Below are 16,501 nucleotides of genomic sequence, written 5' to 3'. Positions count from 1 at the left end.
AATTCTCATTTAATACATCAAGCCCACAAATTTTATAGATTAACTATAATCTATCACATAACTCACAATAAGCTTCAGTATTCTTTCTAAATTTTTATGTGCTAACCAAACTAACGCCGAGATATAATCTAATAATTTTTTAAATCTAGAACACAAAAGAAATTTTAGTGCAATAATACTTTACAAGATAATTTACTACACTATATTTATTGAAATTTCTAAAAAATTTAGTCAAAATACTATACTTTAATTTAATAATTAGTAAACATATTATACAGGATTGTATGGTGTTATATTTATAAAGATATATAACAAAGATTATCTTTGTCCAATAGACATGTTATATCTAATATATCAGTTTAAAACTTTAATAAAATAGTTTGCATGTTATAGTATATGAAATGCTAATAACAATGTCATAATATAATCTGTAAAAACTACTTTAGATCAAGATAAAATAAAATATGAGATTTTTAGTAAAAAAAAATTATATTATTTAATATAAGTGATATTTTTATTATTTTATCAACTTTAGTTAATATAAACATTTGATTAATCTTTCAATAAGAAAGATGGTTATGTATTCATTTTGCATTTACACTACTTCTGATCTCAGAATGCTTTAATACATAATAACAAGAATATAAAAAATCACTACTATCTAAATATGTTTTTCATAAGACAATTCATAAAAAATAATATGCAAATACCTTTTGTGAAAATTATTTTTAATAAAAGTTAACACTGAACGGATGATAAAATCAAATTAAAGTAGTTTACTTTAAAATATAAAGAAAATGGAAAAAATAGTATTAATTATTTTTTATTTATTAAGTAATATTTCATTTAATTAAACTCAATTTTGCATTGTAAGTACTTTTTTCATAAATAAATATCATTTAAATCTTACTGTATATTTTTAAAAAATGTCATTATTACTAATAATAATATTTTATTTTATAAAAATATAAAATACCAATATTATATACACTTCTTAAATTTAGAAAATATTAAACATATACTTTCAATGTAAGTATTAATTATTATTTTATTCAGGATATTTCATTAAATTGATTATAACATAGTTACTGTCTTTATTTTAATCTTAGTTTTATTACAACATATACAAATCAATCTAAACAGAATATTTTTACTAAATTTAATATAGTTAGTTAACAAAGTAATAAAAAATCATCTATTAGTATATTTAATTTTAATACAACAATACTAAAAAAATATCAAGAATTCTAAAAAATTAACGCTCATAAGTTTATAAGATTTTAATAAATATTAATATTATAATTAATTAAAATGATCTTTATTATATTTACCTGATTATAAAATGTGTAGACACGACAAGTTGTCTGATTAAAAATAATTAATTTTAAATTTATATAATATATCTTCATATTATACTTTAATAAAAATTTTATGGTAGTGCAACATTGTAATAAGCTAATTGTAAATTTTTCCAAACAACCATTTCACTTAACTCTTCTAACTACTTTTGAATTTCAATACCTTTCATTTTTCATATAAAAACTTAATAAAAAAAACACACAATAAATTATTATTCTGATTTTTAGTCATAGTATACAATACATCTAAATGATTAAGTTTATTTTTATCTTTAATTTCAATATTTTAAGTAAATATTCAATAATTCTTCAGTTATTAGCATTATGTCAATTTATTGTAATAATTTACCGAATGATATTAATATCTACCTAATGTACTTTTCACTATTATTATCATTAATAACGCACAAATTCAATATGATTAAAATCATATTGAATATTCTATACAACAAACAATAATAAATTCTAGATTTTTAAAACTAAAGTAGATATTAAAATATCTTTTACAATTGTTTACATTGAGCAGTGTATTCAGAAAATCTCTAAGAAAATCTACAAAATATTTAATAACTTACGATTTTAAAATGATATTCAATTTAAATAATTATTATATTTTATTATAACGCATACTTGCACTAGTATATGATATATAAATTTCAAAAATATTTTATCTTCGTCCCCATGATCTATTAATATATACTTAATACATAAAAACGCTCTAAAGATTAGAAATGTTAAAAAACTTGTCTAATCATGATCTTATTTATTATTATAGTTAATTGTAGAAATTTTCAATTTCTAGCATGCTTTTATTATTTAATAACATATTTTTTTAGAAACACAAAATGTAAAAATAACTTTTTAATCATTTCTGCATAAATTATTAAAAAGTTATTTTTACATTTTTACGAGTACCATTCATGCAATTGTCTTCAATTACATTCTTAACATTTTTCTAATAAAATTAACTATTATCTGTCAATTTTTGTATTTTCTAATTATACAATTGTAATATACAACCTTCTTTTTAAAAAATATTTCCAAATGATCCTGTTCTACTTAAAATTTTCTTTTCAGACGAGACATAACATAACGAATATTATATAAAATGAATATCTCTCTAATATTTGTTACTTATTTATCTAATAAGGGCTAATTTAATATTTTAAGATATTTAGTAACTTAATACACCTATTGATAGGTAATGAAAGATACCAATAATATTCATTATAATTATTTTTAAATAACATAATGAAATAATAAATAGAATATTCTCTTAATTAGATTATATAAAATTCAGATTCACAACCCGGATCATCAAAAATATTACTAGTAAATTAAATAAATATCTATACTTTCCTGTAAAAAACATCTATATGAATAAAATCTTTACTAATTTTTATGTATTTGATAGTAAGATAAAAATTAAAAAGTTTTTTTAGACCAACCTAACTTTGAGCTTAATATATTAAAATAATTATAATTTTTAGGATGTATGAGATTAAGATTTTTTTTACTACGTCGTACTATCACTTCTTCACCATCCTGTACCGGTCCCATTATTTGACTATCGCAGATGACTTCATAATTAATATTACTGCGTAAAAACTTCATCCGAATACTACTCTTACTGCTAATGACTAATGGTCGTGATGAGAGAGAATGTGGAAACATTGGCACTAAAACAATAGATTCTAAGTTAGGCATCAGTATAGGTCCTCCTGCAGACAGAGAATAAGCTGTAGAGCCTGTTGGTGTTGAAATAATTAATCCGTCTGAACGTTGAGAAAAAGCAAAACATTCATCAATATACACTTCAAATTCAATCATATGTGCAATTTTACCTGGGTGTAATACAACTTCATTAAGTGCAGTGCTTTTACGAGATTTATGATTAGATCTTATGACTTTTGATTCCAATAAAAACCTTTTCTCTTCATAATACTCACCATTAAGAACATGAGACAGCTGTTGTAAAGCATTATCAGGATCAAGGTCCGTCAGAAAACCTAAGTTACCTCGATTAATTCCAATAACTTTATTATTGTATTTAGATAATATACGTGCAGCACTAAGCATGTTACCATCTCCTCCAACAACAATCACTAGATCAGCTTTCTGACCTATTTCCATAAGATTTCCTACATGAGCATTTTGTAATTTTAAATCTTTGGCAACTTGTTTATCAATAATAGGATGGTAATTTTTAGACAATAACCAAGTATAGATTAATTCATGAGCAGATAAAGAATACGGATATCGTGGACGTCCTACTATTCCTATGGTTTGAAAATGTGTTTTCTGTATACTTTTATCCTTAAACATATTTTGTCCTCTCATGCAATCACCTCACTTGAATCCCTGTTTAATACCCCCATAATACTCTCATTATAGGATAAATGCTAAATACGCGGAGATATTCATGAGTAATAAAGAACAAAATATGAATCATGAGCAAGCCCCTGATCTAAAGAAAGTCAAAAAAACTGAACTAAAACAAGACCTGGAAGAAAAATTAGTCAAACCAGAAGAAAACGTAATAAATTTAAATGTTCGCATTACTGAACTTGAAGATAAATTAGCTGCTTCTCAGAAAGTAGAGCGTGAAGCTATGATCCGTGCACAAGCAGAAATTGAAAATGTTCGTCGCCGAACCGCGCAAGATATTGAAAAAGCTCATAAATTTTCTCTCGAGAAATTTTCCATAAAATTGTTACCAGTTATCGATAACTTAGAGCGTGCTATCGAGGCAGCTAATCATAAAAGTGAAAACTCAAAAGCGATGTTAGAAGGATTGGAATTGACACTAAAAACATTTTTATCTGTAATAGAAAATTTTGGCATTGAAGTGATTTTTAAATCTAATATACCATTTAATCCAGAAGTACATCAAGCAATGACAATGATTGAATCGACTGATTATGAAAAAAATCAAGTTATTGATGTTATGCAAAAAGGCTATGTTTTAAATGGTCGTTTATTACGACCAGCCATGGTTATTGTATCTAAATAATAAACTATAGTTCATAGAAAATAATCAGGGATATGCTTCCCTGATTATTGCAATACTCTTTTAAGTTATTTTGATATTTAAAGTTCTTTTTAAAGAATAAAACTGATACTTGAACCAACTAACATTTCAATATCTAATGAATGGAATTGAATTGATTATTTTTATTAGTTTAGTAATGACACTGGTATGTAATATATTCCATATTTTGACTCATATAACTTTACAGCTAAAATATATACTTCATGCATAAAGCATTTAATATAGGTAAGTGCTATTAAAATTTTTGTCATGCACAAAATTTCTTTAATGTTTCACTACTTACACTGAATAACACTCATAAAATATTAGAAAACTTTAATAGTTTATTATGTATAATATATTATATGTAAACATTTATTGAATTATTTTGTACTTTTATGTAATTGTACATAACAACAAGTATAAAATATTAGCGTTATCTAAAAATTACCTCTAAACCATAACATTCCAATCAATAGGTATAAGTTTTTGTTTCTGTAATAAATTATTTGTTTTTGAAAAATGACCACAACCTAAAAAACCACGATAAGCTGACAACGGAGAAGGGTGAGGAGCTTTTAATATATAATGATACTTAGTATTAATACTTCTTCCTTTTTTTTGAGCAGAAGAACCCCACAATAAAAAAATAACACCTGTCCGATATTGATTAATAACTGATATTACTGTATCTGTAAAAATTTCCCAACCTAAATTGGCATGCGAATTAGGACTACCTTCTTTAACTGTTAAAACAGTATTTAATAACAGTACACCTTGATAAGCCCAACTTAATAAACAGCCATGTTCAGGATACTTGAAATCTGCAATATCTTTTTTTAATTCTCGATATATATTCGTTAATGACGGAGGAAACCTAACACCAGGAATAACAGAAAAAGATAAACCATGTGCTTTGCCTAAACTATGATAAGGATCTTGTCCCAAAATCACAACTTTAACATCTGAAAGCTCAGTATAATAAAATGCATTAAATACATCTTTCTGAGAAGGGAAGATAGTCAACCCCTTTTGACGTTCATTCGCAACATAAGCAAGAAGATTTTTAAAATAAGCCTTATTTTTTTCATACCTAATAATATCGCACCACGTTAACATATTAAACATAACTTCCTGTAATAATTAAATAACATAACTACATATCGAATTCTTAAAAGATCCAGTAATATAATAAATTATTTTCAGTATTTTAGTAAAATAAAAATTATTTTTATTTACTATAAAATAATAGTTAAAAGTTTTATCTTAAATTATATCGTTTATAAGTGTTCTAAATATTAATTAAAATCAAATAAACTAGCTTGATATATTTAAGATATATAAATAAAATATATTAAATAATCATTCAATACAGGATAAACATCAAAATAAAAAATCAAAATATTAATAATATCGCTAACATCATATTGTTATAATTAAAACACAAAATTATTAAATAATTTTGAGCATATCGAGGAAAAAAAGTAAGAACACGATAGATACACTAAAGTGGATTGTAATAAAATCTAGGGCTACTATTAAACCCAACTGCATTATTAAATATAGAAAATATTACATCAGCTTATACTATTATTTTTTCTAAACAAAAAATAATAGTATATTAAAAATCTACAGATAAATATTTATAATAATCTTATGTGCATTTCTAAAATTGAACAAGAATTTACCAGATCATAAAATATATATCTAGTCATTTCACACTTAACTATCACATTAAAAACATTCAGTTAATGAAATTTTAGTTTTTTCATGATTAAGATAATCATATTAAAATCTTTTACTTAAAATAAATAATATCTATAACATAGTCTCAATATATAAAAAATATTTTTAATCTAAAATTATCAAAAAAATTTTCTATTCTTGACACAACTCATGTAACTATTATGTATATAATAATATATATACAAGATTATTTAATGTAATATATTATCTAGTACTAAATAGTTGATATCCTGAACACATATACCTGTTCGCATAACGCATGTTTTATCATTTATTCAAAATCTTTTCAAACATAACTATTTATGTATACTTTAAAATTGAAAACCTCTATAAAAAGTAGTTAAGTCTAATAATATTGTAATAAATTATATCCTTTATGACTGAATATCTAAAACGACAATTGACTCATAAATCCATCATTTATTAATAAATTATTTTGTATACTGTATGCTTCTGTATCTTTTCAACATGATCTCCCATAGAATTAATTTTATAATAATTTGCAAAATCACAGAAATTCTCTATTACTATATTTTAAATATTTAAAAACATTGAATAAAAATTCATGTTATTGAAGAATTTTTTGAAAATACACTCAATATATTTATTGATTAACCAATATGACAATACTAATGAAACTTTAATGAAGATTCAGTGCTTTAGTTAAAAAAATAACCATATAACTTGTGTATCATTTACATTTAACTTAACATAACTTTTACAGTTAATATGGATACCATATCCTTATATAAGTTACTTACCTTTACCTTATCTGTAGAAAACAATTTTCTATTCTACTTAGATAGCATATAAATAATATAAATATAAAGATAATTTAATATTATTTTTATATATATATCTAAATACTTTTGTTGATCATTTATGTTAAGATATAATTACTTCTAGTCACTAAATCAGATCGAATGTTATTGCGTTTATATCAAATACTGCTTTATCTTATCCAACCAGCTACGTTGGCTTACTTGTTACTAAGAAGTCGTAAAACACCTGCATATCGAAAGCGCTTAAGGGAACGTTACGGTCTCTGCACGTATCAAGTTACATCTGGTGGAATTTTATTACATTCAGTTTCTGTTGGTGAAACACTTGCCGCCATACCTTTAGTTCGAGTACTGCGTCAACACTACCCATCACTACCTATTATCGTTACGACTATGACTCCCACTGGCTCTGAACGTGTTACCTCTGCTTTTGGCGATGATGTTTACCATTTTTATCTTCCTTATGATCTTCCCAGTTCTATGCGTCGTTTCTTAAAAAAAATTAATCCTATACTGGTTATTATTATGGAAACAGAACTATGGCCAAGTATGATTAATCAACTTCATCAACGCCAAGTACCACTTATACTTGCGAATGCGCGCTTATCTGTTCGATCAGCAGAAAACTATCAAAAACTAAGTTTTTTAGTAAAAAACATTTTAAGTAAAATTACTATGGTTGCAGCTCAACACCAAGAAGATGGAGAACGTTTCATTCAATTAGGGTTGAGACGGATGCAGCTTAATATTACTGGTAGTCTAAAATTTGATATCTCAGTCACTCCTGAGCTTGCTGCTAGCGCCGTTACTTTACGTAATCAGTGGGCTCCACATCGTCCAGTTTGGATCGCGACTAGTACACATGAAGGTGAAGAAGAAATTGTTTTAAAATCTTATAAAAAAATACTTGAAAATTTTCCTAATTTATTGTTAATCTTAGCTCCAAGGCATCCTGAGCGTTTTATCATCGCCGAAAAATTAACACAAAAAATGGGTTTTAAATTTCTTCGCCGTAGTGAAGGTATTATTCCTTCTGCAGAGATACAAGTAGTAATTACTGATACAATGGGTGAATTAATGCTATTCTATGGAATCGCGGATCTCGCCTTTGTTGGTGGAAGTCTTGTTGAAATAGGAGGACATAACCCACTAGAAGCAGCTGTACACGCTTTACCTGTTTTAATGGGACCAAGTACTTTTAATTTTAAAGATATTTGTGAGAAATTAATACAAGCCGATGCCCTTATTACTGTGTTTGACAGTGAATCAATGTCTAACGTTATAATTAGTCTTCTTTCTGATGAGAATTATCGTTTATATTACGGTCATCATGCGGCTGCTGTCTTACATGAAAACCAAGGTGCTTTACAACGTTTGTTAAAAATTCTGCAACCTTATTTGCCTCAAAAAGACCAATAAATCTAGCAAGTATTTCAAAATATTCACTTAAATAAAATTTAAACAACATCTAACTATATATTTATCCCTCTTAATTATTAATTAATATACTATCGTAGAATTATTTTTGATCTTTACATTAACTATTTTAATTTTATCAAACAGAACAATTACAATAACACGTAGATAAATTACTACGATATTTTTAAAACATAGAAAATAATTTAAGATTTTTGTATGTAAACGAGTAGTACTTAAAGCATTATGTAATGCGCTCAATTTCTTATTAATATTTATATTAGATAATAAATATTTTACTTAATTATTTAAAATAGTATGACAGAAGTCAATCAATCAAAATTAAAAAACTATATTTATTTATGGGTAATTAGTTACGCAATTTCGTGGATTATTGCAAGTTTTTACTTAGATCCAACAGTCCCTTATGATGCTATTGAAGCTGTTAATTGGGGAAGAAATAAAGACTGGGGGTCACCTAAAAACCCTTGGTTTGTAGGATGTCTTATGTGGCCCGCTATTTATCTAAGAATATCTTATAGCTTATATTGGTATTTTATCCATTTTTTTGGTATTGCATTGGGCTTGTTAGGCGTTTGGAAATTGGCATATTACTTAAGTAAGCGTTATGATTTAGCTTGGTTTGCAATGTTAATATTACATTTATCTGGTGTTATTAACTTCGATAGTATCCCATATAATGATAATTATATTTTAGTTACTTTATGGTCTTGGACTATATATTTTTTTCTACGAGCTATATATGAAAATCCGGCATGGTGGCTACTATTTTCTTTATGTTCCGGACTTGCAACAATGGGTAAGTATTCTACATTATCCCTCGTAGGTTCTGTGTTTTTATTAACATTATTTATTAAACAAGTGCGTCAAAGTTATCGCTACCCTATTTTTTATATAGCTATCCTATTATGGTTTTTAATTACATTACCTAATTTTTTTTGGTTAATATCTAGTAATTTTTCTGCTTTTAAGTGGCTGAACTCACAGATTAATCCCGGTTTTAGTTTTCATACCACCGTGGCTGCAGTAAGCGTTTTCTATCCTTTAATTATTGCAATTATTATTTTATATTACCATGGTGGAAGGCTAGGTTGGCCAAAACCACTTGCTAATCGCATGGCTAACTTTTTAATTTTATTTCCACTTTCTATAATTTATACGTGGTTTTCTTTCCATAAAGGAGCTCGTATTACTGAATGGCTGCAGCCATTTATGCCGGTATGCACACCATTACTTATTGGTTCTCTAACAGTCATTCCAAAAAAACCATTACAAAAATCATTAATAGGTTTAATAATTTGTAGTATTCTTATTTTATCAGGTTATTGTATTATACAAATCATGAATGTTCATGGTGCTGGACAAAAATTTATTGGTGTAAAAACTTTAATTGCTGAAGGTGAGCGGCGCTGGTATCATCGTTATAATACCCCACTAAAATATGTAGGTGGTGAAGATAATTTGCATCAATGGTTTATTATTTACGCTAAAGATCGACCAGATGTCATTCAACCTTGGGTGTTAGAAAATGATCTTCCACCTAATGTATATAATCGCTATATTACGCAAACAGACATCAAAATGTATGGAGCACTATTGCTAGGACATAAGTACAATGATTGCTTACATGAAAACTTTAAAAATGTACGTAAATATTGGCCACAGTTCATAATAGAAAAAGAAAATGTAACTTATCGTTCTGAACCTAATGCAAAACCAGAAACCATGTGTTTTGGATTTATTGCACCATCAAATTAACAATAAAAACTAAGTTGTGGTAGAAAACAACTTTATCGTTAAATATTTTTTATAATTTTCTTTAACTGTTGAAACACATGTTTTGGAGTGATAGATTCCATTCTGTTATCGGCAGACTTTATTCCGTTCTGCCCTTGTCCATACCCACCAATCAGGTCTGGATTTGTTGGACCAAAGAGCGTAAGGTTATTTTTATTTAATGCTGCTGTTAATTGACTAAGTCCAGTATCAACAGATACAATAACTTTAGCATGGATAATGTGCTGTGCTATTTCTTCGAGTGTTAATTTAGGTAACACCTCAACAAAATTAAAACCATCAGAAAGTCGTATAGCTCTTTGATATTCATACTGTTCTCCCCAAGGAAGCTTAATTTTTAAACTACTTGATGCTAATAATTTTATTAAAATACGCCAACACTCTTCTGGCCAGTGTTTATCATTACGTGTTGTTGAATGCAAGAAAAGTATATAAGTATTCTGATGGTTAGAAGAAGAATACAAAAAATTTTGAGCAATTCCATAGTCCACTTGGTGGTTTAAATAAGAATAATTCAAACTACTAGAAAACAATTGACGGATACGCTCAATCGCGTGCTGTTGCTTACAAATATGATAACAATGATCGTAAAAAAGTTGGGAAATAGGTTCACGAATAGTATGGTGATTGTAACCATGCTTAGGACCATTAGTTAGTCGAGTTACTAAAAAAGCACTTTTTAGCAAACCTTGTGCATCAATGATAGCGTCATACTGTTTTACCTTAAGTTGTTGACGAAATGCAGATCGTTCCGCTCGAATCGGTATAGTAAACCAATGCTTTCGCCATCGACGTATAGCTACAGGAATTACTTGATTAACTGCACTATGCCAAGTTGGAATTTGAGAAAACTTTTCCTCTACGACCCAATCAAACTGAATCCCAGGTAATGCTTTTTGAGCATCTGTTAATGCAGGCAAAGAGTGAATAACATCACCCATAGATGATGTTTTCACTAATAATACACGCATTAATTAATACCTATTTGTAAACGAGTTAATGCATCCATCACTAATTGAGGTTGAATATCGATTAAACTTTGATGATACCCATTTTCACTATGTCCTTTACGAATCTTATGATAACCACTGATTAAGCGAATCACCTCTGACTTATCTGATAAAGGTGGAGTAAAAGAAGGGCTGCTTTGCCCATATAATACAATAATTGGTTTATCTAATGCAGCAGCGATATGCATCAGCCCTGAGTCATTACTGACTCCAGCTTGACAATGAGATATTAAATTCATAGCTTGTTCTAATGATGTTTTCCCTGAAAGATTAATACAATACCTTCTTGAATTTTCTGTTAAACTTTGATAAATATTTTTACCTGCATCATAATCTTTTATCGAGCTAAATAATAAAATTGAATAGCCTTTTTCGTTAATTAGTTTTTCTGCAATAGCTGCATAGTGGTAATGTGGCCAACGTTTGGCTGGACCAAATTCAGAACCTGGAAAAAAACCGATAATAGGACGTAACGTATTAATATTAAAAAAATTTATAGTTTTAAGAACATCTCTTTTGTCAATCACTAATTTAGGCCAGAGAATAGGCGTTGCAATATCAGTTGCATAAGAGATTTTATGTTTATCATAAGCTAATGCAACATAACGCTGAACCATTAATGGAAATTTATTTTTATCTAAAGTACGAATATCATTGAGTAACCCGTAACGCATTTCACCAACCCACCCTGTTCTTTTTTGTATCTTAGTAAAAAAAGGTACTAAAGCAGATTTAAATGAATTAGGTAAAACTATAGCTTGATTATACTCTTTTTTACGTAAACTAATACCGATTTTTCGACGTTCAGATATGGAAAATTTTCCATGGACTAATGGCATTAATATCGCAGTATTCACCTCTGGCATTTTTGCCAATAAAGGATAACACCACTGTGGTGCTACTACATCAATTTGTACATCAGAATATTGCGTCTTTAATGTGCGATAAAGACTCTGTGACATCACCATATCACCTATCCAAGAAGGACCAATTACTAATATTTTCATAAATACTAGATTACATTTTTTTATTCAGGTATTCCATATATTCAGAAATACCTTCAGAAATTGTTTTAAAAGATGCTTGATATCCAACAGAGCGTAATTTTGTTATATCTGCTTGCGTAAAGGTTTGATAATGTTTTTTCAGTTTTTCTGGAAATGGTATATATTTAACTGATATATTCTTATCACTATGAAATTTCACAACTGCATTCGCTACGGATTGGAAAGATTCTGATCGACCTGTCCCGCAGTTAAAGATACCAGATACACTCTTTTTCCAAAACCATAAATTAACAGCAGAAACATCACTAATATAAATAAAATCACGATAAAAATTTTCGCTACCTTTAAAAAGCTGTGGTTTTTTTTCTTTATTAATTTGTGCGTTCATATTATACGCGACACTTGCCATTATACCTTTATGATTTTCACGAGGTCCGTATACATTAAAATAACGAAAACCACACACTTGTGTATTAGTTTTTGGTAAAATATTACGAACATATTGGTCAAATTGAAATTTAGAGTAACTATAAATATTTAATGGTTTCTCAAATTCACGTTCTTCAATAAAATTATTGTTACGAATACCATAGATGGATGCCGAAGAAGCATAAAGAAAAGGAATTTGATGTTCTAAACAAAAATGTAATAATTTTTTTGAATATTGATAATTATTATCCATTATATATTTACCATCCCAATTTATAGTAGATGAACAAGCACCTTGATGGAATAAAGCATCAATGTTACCAAAATTACTACCGGCTATAATTCTGACAATAAATTCTTCTTTATCAATATAATCTAGAATATCAAGATCAACAACATTGACATATTTAGTACCATCTTTCAGATTATCTACAACAAGAATATCTGTGCGGCCTATATCATTCAGTGTTTTGATGATATTACTACCAATAAAACCAGCTCCTCCAGTAACAATAATCATTGATTATACCTCAAAATAAATTTAGAGTAACACCAACATAAATTTATATTATAAATAATATTTTTAGAGTTGAATGATATATAATGAACAGTTATAATATTCTATTAATTAATTTTAAAAAGAATAATAAGCATAATCTTAAACATAAACTTAACTTATGTATATTATATTACTAAATAATATTAGTTTCTCACTATACAATAATTAAAGTCATTATATTACAATATATATTATTTAAAAATAATTTTATTACCAGATATATAAAAAATTAATAAAAAAAATTTTTTAGAGTTGCTGCAACTATCAAAATGATTTCATCGTAATAGAGATTGAAATATAGAGGTTATGACAGTTAATTAATGATGATTTTGTGAGAAGTATTATGTTATTCTTCATAATTTAATAAGAATAGAAAACATTCATAATTTCGATTTATATTGATTTTATATATTTTATTTGAGTACGCAAGATGACTATCATTTACTTAGAAAGATTAACTGATTTTGTATATAAAAGACAGTAATCTATATTTTTTTTGATTTTTAAGAATAATCTCAAATTGTTTAATTATACTCTTCTATAAAGATATAATAAATGATCATGTTTTGAATTGCATTAATCATTGATTAAATTATGTTAAAATATACAATACATAAATCATATTGATCTTAAATATACTTCAACCTAAAAGGTATTAATTATATCTTAATTACGATAAATATTTTATTGTTTGATAAAATATAATTTCTAGCTGATAATATATTCATATATTTATCAGATTAATTTAAATAAATGATAATAATTAATAAATTTATTATTTTATCTTCTGTAAGTACCTTATCATGTTATGTAATAATAAATATTAAAATATTATAAAAATATTGATCTGTATGAACAGGGTATTATCTAAATTGATAAACTCTTTATGTAATTAACATACACCGTCACTACAATAGTTTGAATTTTCATTCAAACATTCGTGTACTTATTTTTAAAATTTTATGCGTAATTTTCTCAAAATAAACGATACAAGGATATATACATACCAATATTTAAACTATCTATCTAATATTTCTGGTCTTATGTTTGTGTAGAAATATAGTAAATATAATTTTAAAAGTTCATTGCTAATATTTTTTAAAAGTAATTTTTAAAAAATATCAATCTTTGAATTTTTTTGGTTTTGAAAATTGCTTATCACCATATGTAGTGCTATATTACTTATGTTTTAGAGCTGAGTTTATCTCCTGGCTAACAATAATATTCAAAATATAACGGATATATATGTGTGTCAACCACAGGTTTCGTAATTTATTGAAAATAATAAAAATCAGAACTTCAGCTCTAAATATAGAAGTAAAAATTATCATTCAAATATAATTAAATAAAAACATTTATATTAATGAATTAACGTATTTACTATTGCTAACTAAAAAATTATGTCAAACTATATAAATCTATGATGATTTTATTAACCTACACAAGGTGTTATCTATATGTCATAATTTATTTATAGGAATCAACAGAAATAGCTTTACTCTATATAGTAGTTGCCTTAATTATTTTCGATGTATGATAGAATTTGTAAAATATATTTTAGTTGTTTTTGTGTTAACATTTCTTAACTTCTAACACTGCCTGATTCTGGTAACTAATAAATTATAACTTAAGAGGTTTTTCCATGAATCAAACGCTACTTTCTGAATTCGGTAGTCCAATTGAACGAGTTGAAAAGGCTATTGAAACTATACGCCAAGGTCAAGGTGTATTAGTTATTGATGATGAGGATCGCGAAAATGAAGGTGATCTTATTTTTGTAGCTGAAACAATGACAAGTAAACAAATGGCAATGACTATTCGTTATACTAGCGGTATTGTATGTTTATGCATTACTGAAGATCTTCGGAAGAAGCTTGCATTACCTATGATGGTTAAAAAAAATACCAGCCACAACCAAACTGCATTTACTGTAACAATTGAAGCAGCTAAAGGAGTTACAACGGGTGTATCTGCAGAAGATCGTATCACCACTATTCGTGCAGCGATTGCTGACAATGCTGTTCCTACCGATATGCATCACCCAGGACACGTATTTCCTCTATGTGGGCGAGAGGGTGGTGTCTTAACTCGTCGAGGACATACTGAAGCGAGTATTGACTTAGCTTTACTATCTGGTTTTAAACCAGCCGGAGTGTTGTGTGAATTAACTAATGATGATGGTACGATGGCACGTGCGCCAGAGGTTATTAATTTTGCAAAAACACATAATTTTACTGTTATAACTATTGCAGATTTAATTTATTTTCGTCAAAAAAATAAAAAAGAAAGCAAATGAAATTAATAAATATATATGTGATACTGAAATTTCTTTAAAATAGCATCTAATTATAGTTCATATTTTAAATTAATATACATTGAATTAAATTTCAAATACTTTGTCGTTTATTGTGATAGATAATAAATTTCTCTATATATTTTAAAAATTTATTATATCAATAATTTTTTCATAAATAACGTTAAGATAAAATATATGAGTAAATATTTAGTATTTATACAATAGAAAATTCATACTATATTAACACTGCATACTTAAGAATTGAATTACTTATCCCTGTCAATAAGGTTAAACGCTGGTATTCTTAAAATGACTAAATAATACTTATATCACTCGAAAACCTTAAGATCGTCACTTATATCAAATAAAATCTATCAAGATCTAAAGAATAATTTTTATGATTTATCACCTGTAAAGAAATATTTTTAAGTAATAGCTTAAAAGTTCTTTAGTGTATTATTGTAATACAATTATCATTATATTATTTTAAATTAACACCTTCACCTCTTGCAATTTATTTTTCATAAGATGAATATTAAGGATCAAATAAATAACTTAAATAATATTAATTCAATATAAGATTAATAATACTACAATGAAGATCTTATATTATAAAATACGATCATCAGTGAAACACTAGATTGATAATATGATAATAGACTTTTTCTTGCTAGATAAGAACAAAAAAAGAACATTGGTACATTCATTTTTTACCTACTCATTATTACCGACAATTTTTCTTGTCTTTCATTCTTGTCCAATACAGCACAATTAATCAGTTTATTAAATTTTTTAACATAATACGTTGATAAAGAAAAAGATAATACACAAGATTCTGTAATTTTTTTAATGTATTATCTTGCTATTAAAAAATAAACTTATTATTGATTGATTAATTAAAATAATTTGTCTTTAACAACATGTAATCAACTTATCTTTATATGAATAATAACACTTTCACTGAAAACATATTCAACATAATCATTCTATAATATTGCGGATTATATTATTATTAATAATATTATAATATATTATACAGAAAAAATTGT

At 26.6% G+C, this 16,501-nt stretch carries 9 protein-coding genes; 4 read left to right on the top strand and 5 right to left on the bottom strand.

The annotated features are described in order from the left end of the window. Nucleotides 1-2,783: 2,783 nt before the first annotated feature. Nucleotides 2,784-3,683 carry an NAD(+) kinase gene (nadK, locus tag GFV14_RS00175; protein WP_457914695.1) on the bottom strand — a complete coding sequence of 300 codons (900 nt, stop codon included), beginning with the start codon at nt 3,681-3,683 and terminating at the stop codon, nt 2,784-2,786. Between the two features lie 97 nt (nt 3,684-3,780). On the opposite strand from nadK, the gene grpE reads away from it, so the two are divergent. Next, nucleotides 3,781-4,371 (top strand): nucleotide exchange factor GrpE, encoded by a 591-nt coding sequence (gene grpE / locus GFV14_RS00170; protein WP_457914345.1) that lies wholly within the window; start codon nt 3,781-3,783, stop codon nt 4,369-4,371. 471 nt (nt 4,372-4,842) lie between these two features. Here grpE and ung read toward each other — a convergent pair whose 3' ends face one another. Further along, a complete protein-coding gene (ung, locus tag GFV14_RS00165; RefSeq protein WP_457914344.1) occupies nt 4,843-5,517 on the bottom strand; it encodes a uracil-DNA glycosylase in 675 nt (224 codons plus the stop codon). A 1,541-nt stretch (nt 5,518-7,058) separates the two neighbouring features. Between ung and waaA the strand changes: the two genes are divergently transcribed. After that, the gene (gene waaA / locus GFV14_RS00160) at nt 7,059-8,336 is read left to right on the top strand and encodes a lipid IV(A) 3-deoxy-D-manno-octulosonic acid transferase (RefSeq protein WP_457914343.1); all 1,278 of its coding nucleotides are present in this window, start codon (nt 7,059-7,061) and stop codon (nt 8,334-8,336) included. Nucleotides 8,337-8,651: 315 nt separating this feature from the next. Continuing rightward, the gene (locus tag GFV14_RS00155; RefSeq protein ID WP_457914342.1) at nt 8,652-10,112 is read left to right on the top strand and encodes a glycosyltransferase family 39 protein; all 1,461 of its coding nucleotides are present in this window, start codon (nt 8,652-8,654) and stop codon (nt 10,110-10,112) included. Nucleotides 10,113-10,150: 38 nt separating this feature from the next. Here GFV14_RS00155 and rfaC read toward each other — a convergent pair whose 3' ends face one another. The 3 genes from rfaC to rfaD are packed head-to-tail and all read right to left on the bottom strand — an operon-like array spanning nt 10,151 to nt 13,117. Then, nucleotides 10,151-11,122, bottom strand: coding sequence for a lipopolysaccharide heptosyltransferase RfaC (rfaC, locus tag GFV14_RS00150; protein ID WP_457914341.1), 972 nt, complete (start codon nt 11,120-11,122; stop codon nt 10,151-10,153). Beyond that, nucleotides 11,122-12,168, bottom strand: a complete 1,047-nt coding sequence (rfaF, locus tag GFV14_RS00145) for an ADP-heptose--LPS heptosyltransferase RfaF (RefSeq protein WP_457914340.1) — start codon at nt 12,166-12,168, stop codon at nt 11,122-11,124. The genes rfaC and rfaF overlap by 1 nt, the downstream gene beginning before the upstream one ends. A 10-nt stretch (nt 12,169-12,178) precedes the next feature. Continuing rightward, nucleotides 12,179-13,117: an ADP-glyceromanno-heptose 6-epimerase gene (rfaD, locus tag GFV14_RS00140; protein ID WP_457914339.1), complete on the bottom strand. Its 939-nt coding sequence runs from the start codon at nt 13,115-13,117 to the stop codon at nt 12,179-12,181. A gap of 1,681 nt (nt 13,118-14,798) precedes the next feature. On the opposite strand from rfaD, the gene ribB reads away from it, so the two are divergent. Beyond that, nucleotides 14,799-15,452, top strand: a complete 654-nt coding sequence (gene ribB / locus GFV14_RS00135) for a 3,4-dihydroxy-2-butanone-4-phosphate synthase (RefSeq protein ID WP_457914338.1) — start codon at nt 14,799-14,801, stop codon at nt 15,450-15,452. Nucleotides 15,453-16,501: the final 1,049 nt, after the last annotated feature.

Source organism: Candidatus Hartigia pinicola (genome assembly GCA_020541205.1).
GTDB lineage: Bacteria > Pseudomonadota > Gammaproteobacteria > Enterobacterales > Enterobacteriaceae > Hartigia > Hartigia pinicola.
This window is presented reverse-complemented; position numbering and strand designations above follow the sequence as displayed.

Bases quoted from the DNA above. Each gene is read 5' to 3' on its own strand.
- rfaD (WP_457914339.1), bottom strand. From the start codon at position 13,117: ATGATTATTGTTACTGGAGGAGCTGGTTTTATTGGTAGTAATATCATC.
- ung (WP_457914344.1), bottom strand. From the start codon at position 5,517: ATGTTTAATATGTTAACGTGGTGCGATATTATTAGGTATGAAAAAAAT.
- waaA (WP_457914343.1), top strand. From the start codon at position 7,059: ATGTTATTGCGTTTATATCAAATACTGCTTTATCTTATCCAACCAGCT.
- ribB (WP_457914338.1), top strand. From the start codon at position 14,799: ATGAATCAAACGCTACTTTCTGAATTCGGTAGTCCAATTGAACGAGTT.
- GFV14_RS00155 (WP_457914342.1), top strand. From the start codon at position 8,652: ATGACAGAAGTCAATCAATCAAAATTAAAAAACTATATTTATTTATGG.
- grpE (WP_457914345.1), top strand. From the start codon at position 3,781: ATGAGTAATAAAGAACAAAATATGAATCATGAGCAAGCCCCTGATCTA.
- nadK (WP_457914695.1), bottom strand. From the start codon at position 3,683: ATGTTTAAGGATAAAAGTATACAGAAAACACATTTTCAAACCATAGGA.
- rfaF (WP_457914340.1), bottom strand. From the start codon at position 12,168: ATGAAAATATTAGTAATTGGTCCTTCTTGGATAGGTGATATGGTGATG.
- rfaC (WP_457914341.1), bottom strand. From the start codon at position 11,122: ATGCGTGTATTATTAGTGAAAACATCATCTATGGGTGATGTTATTCAC.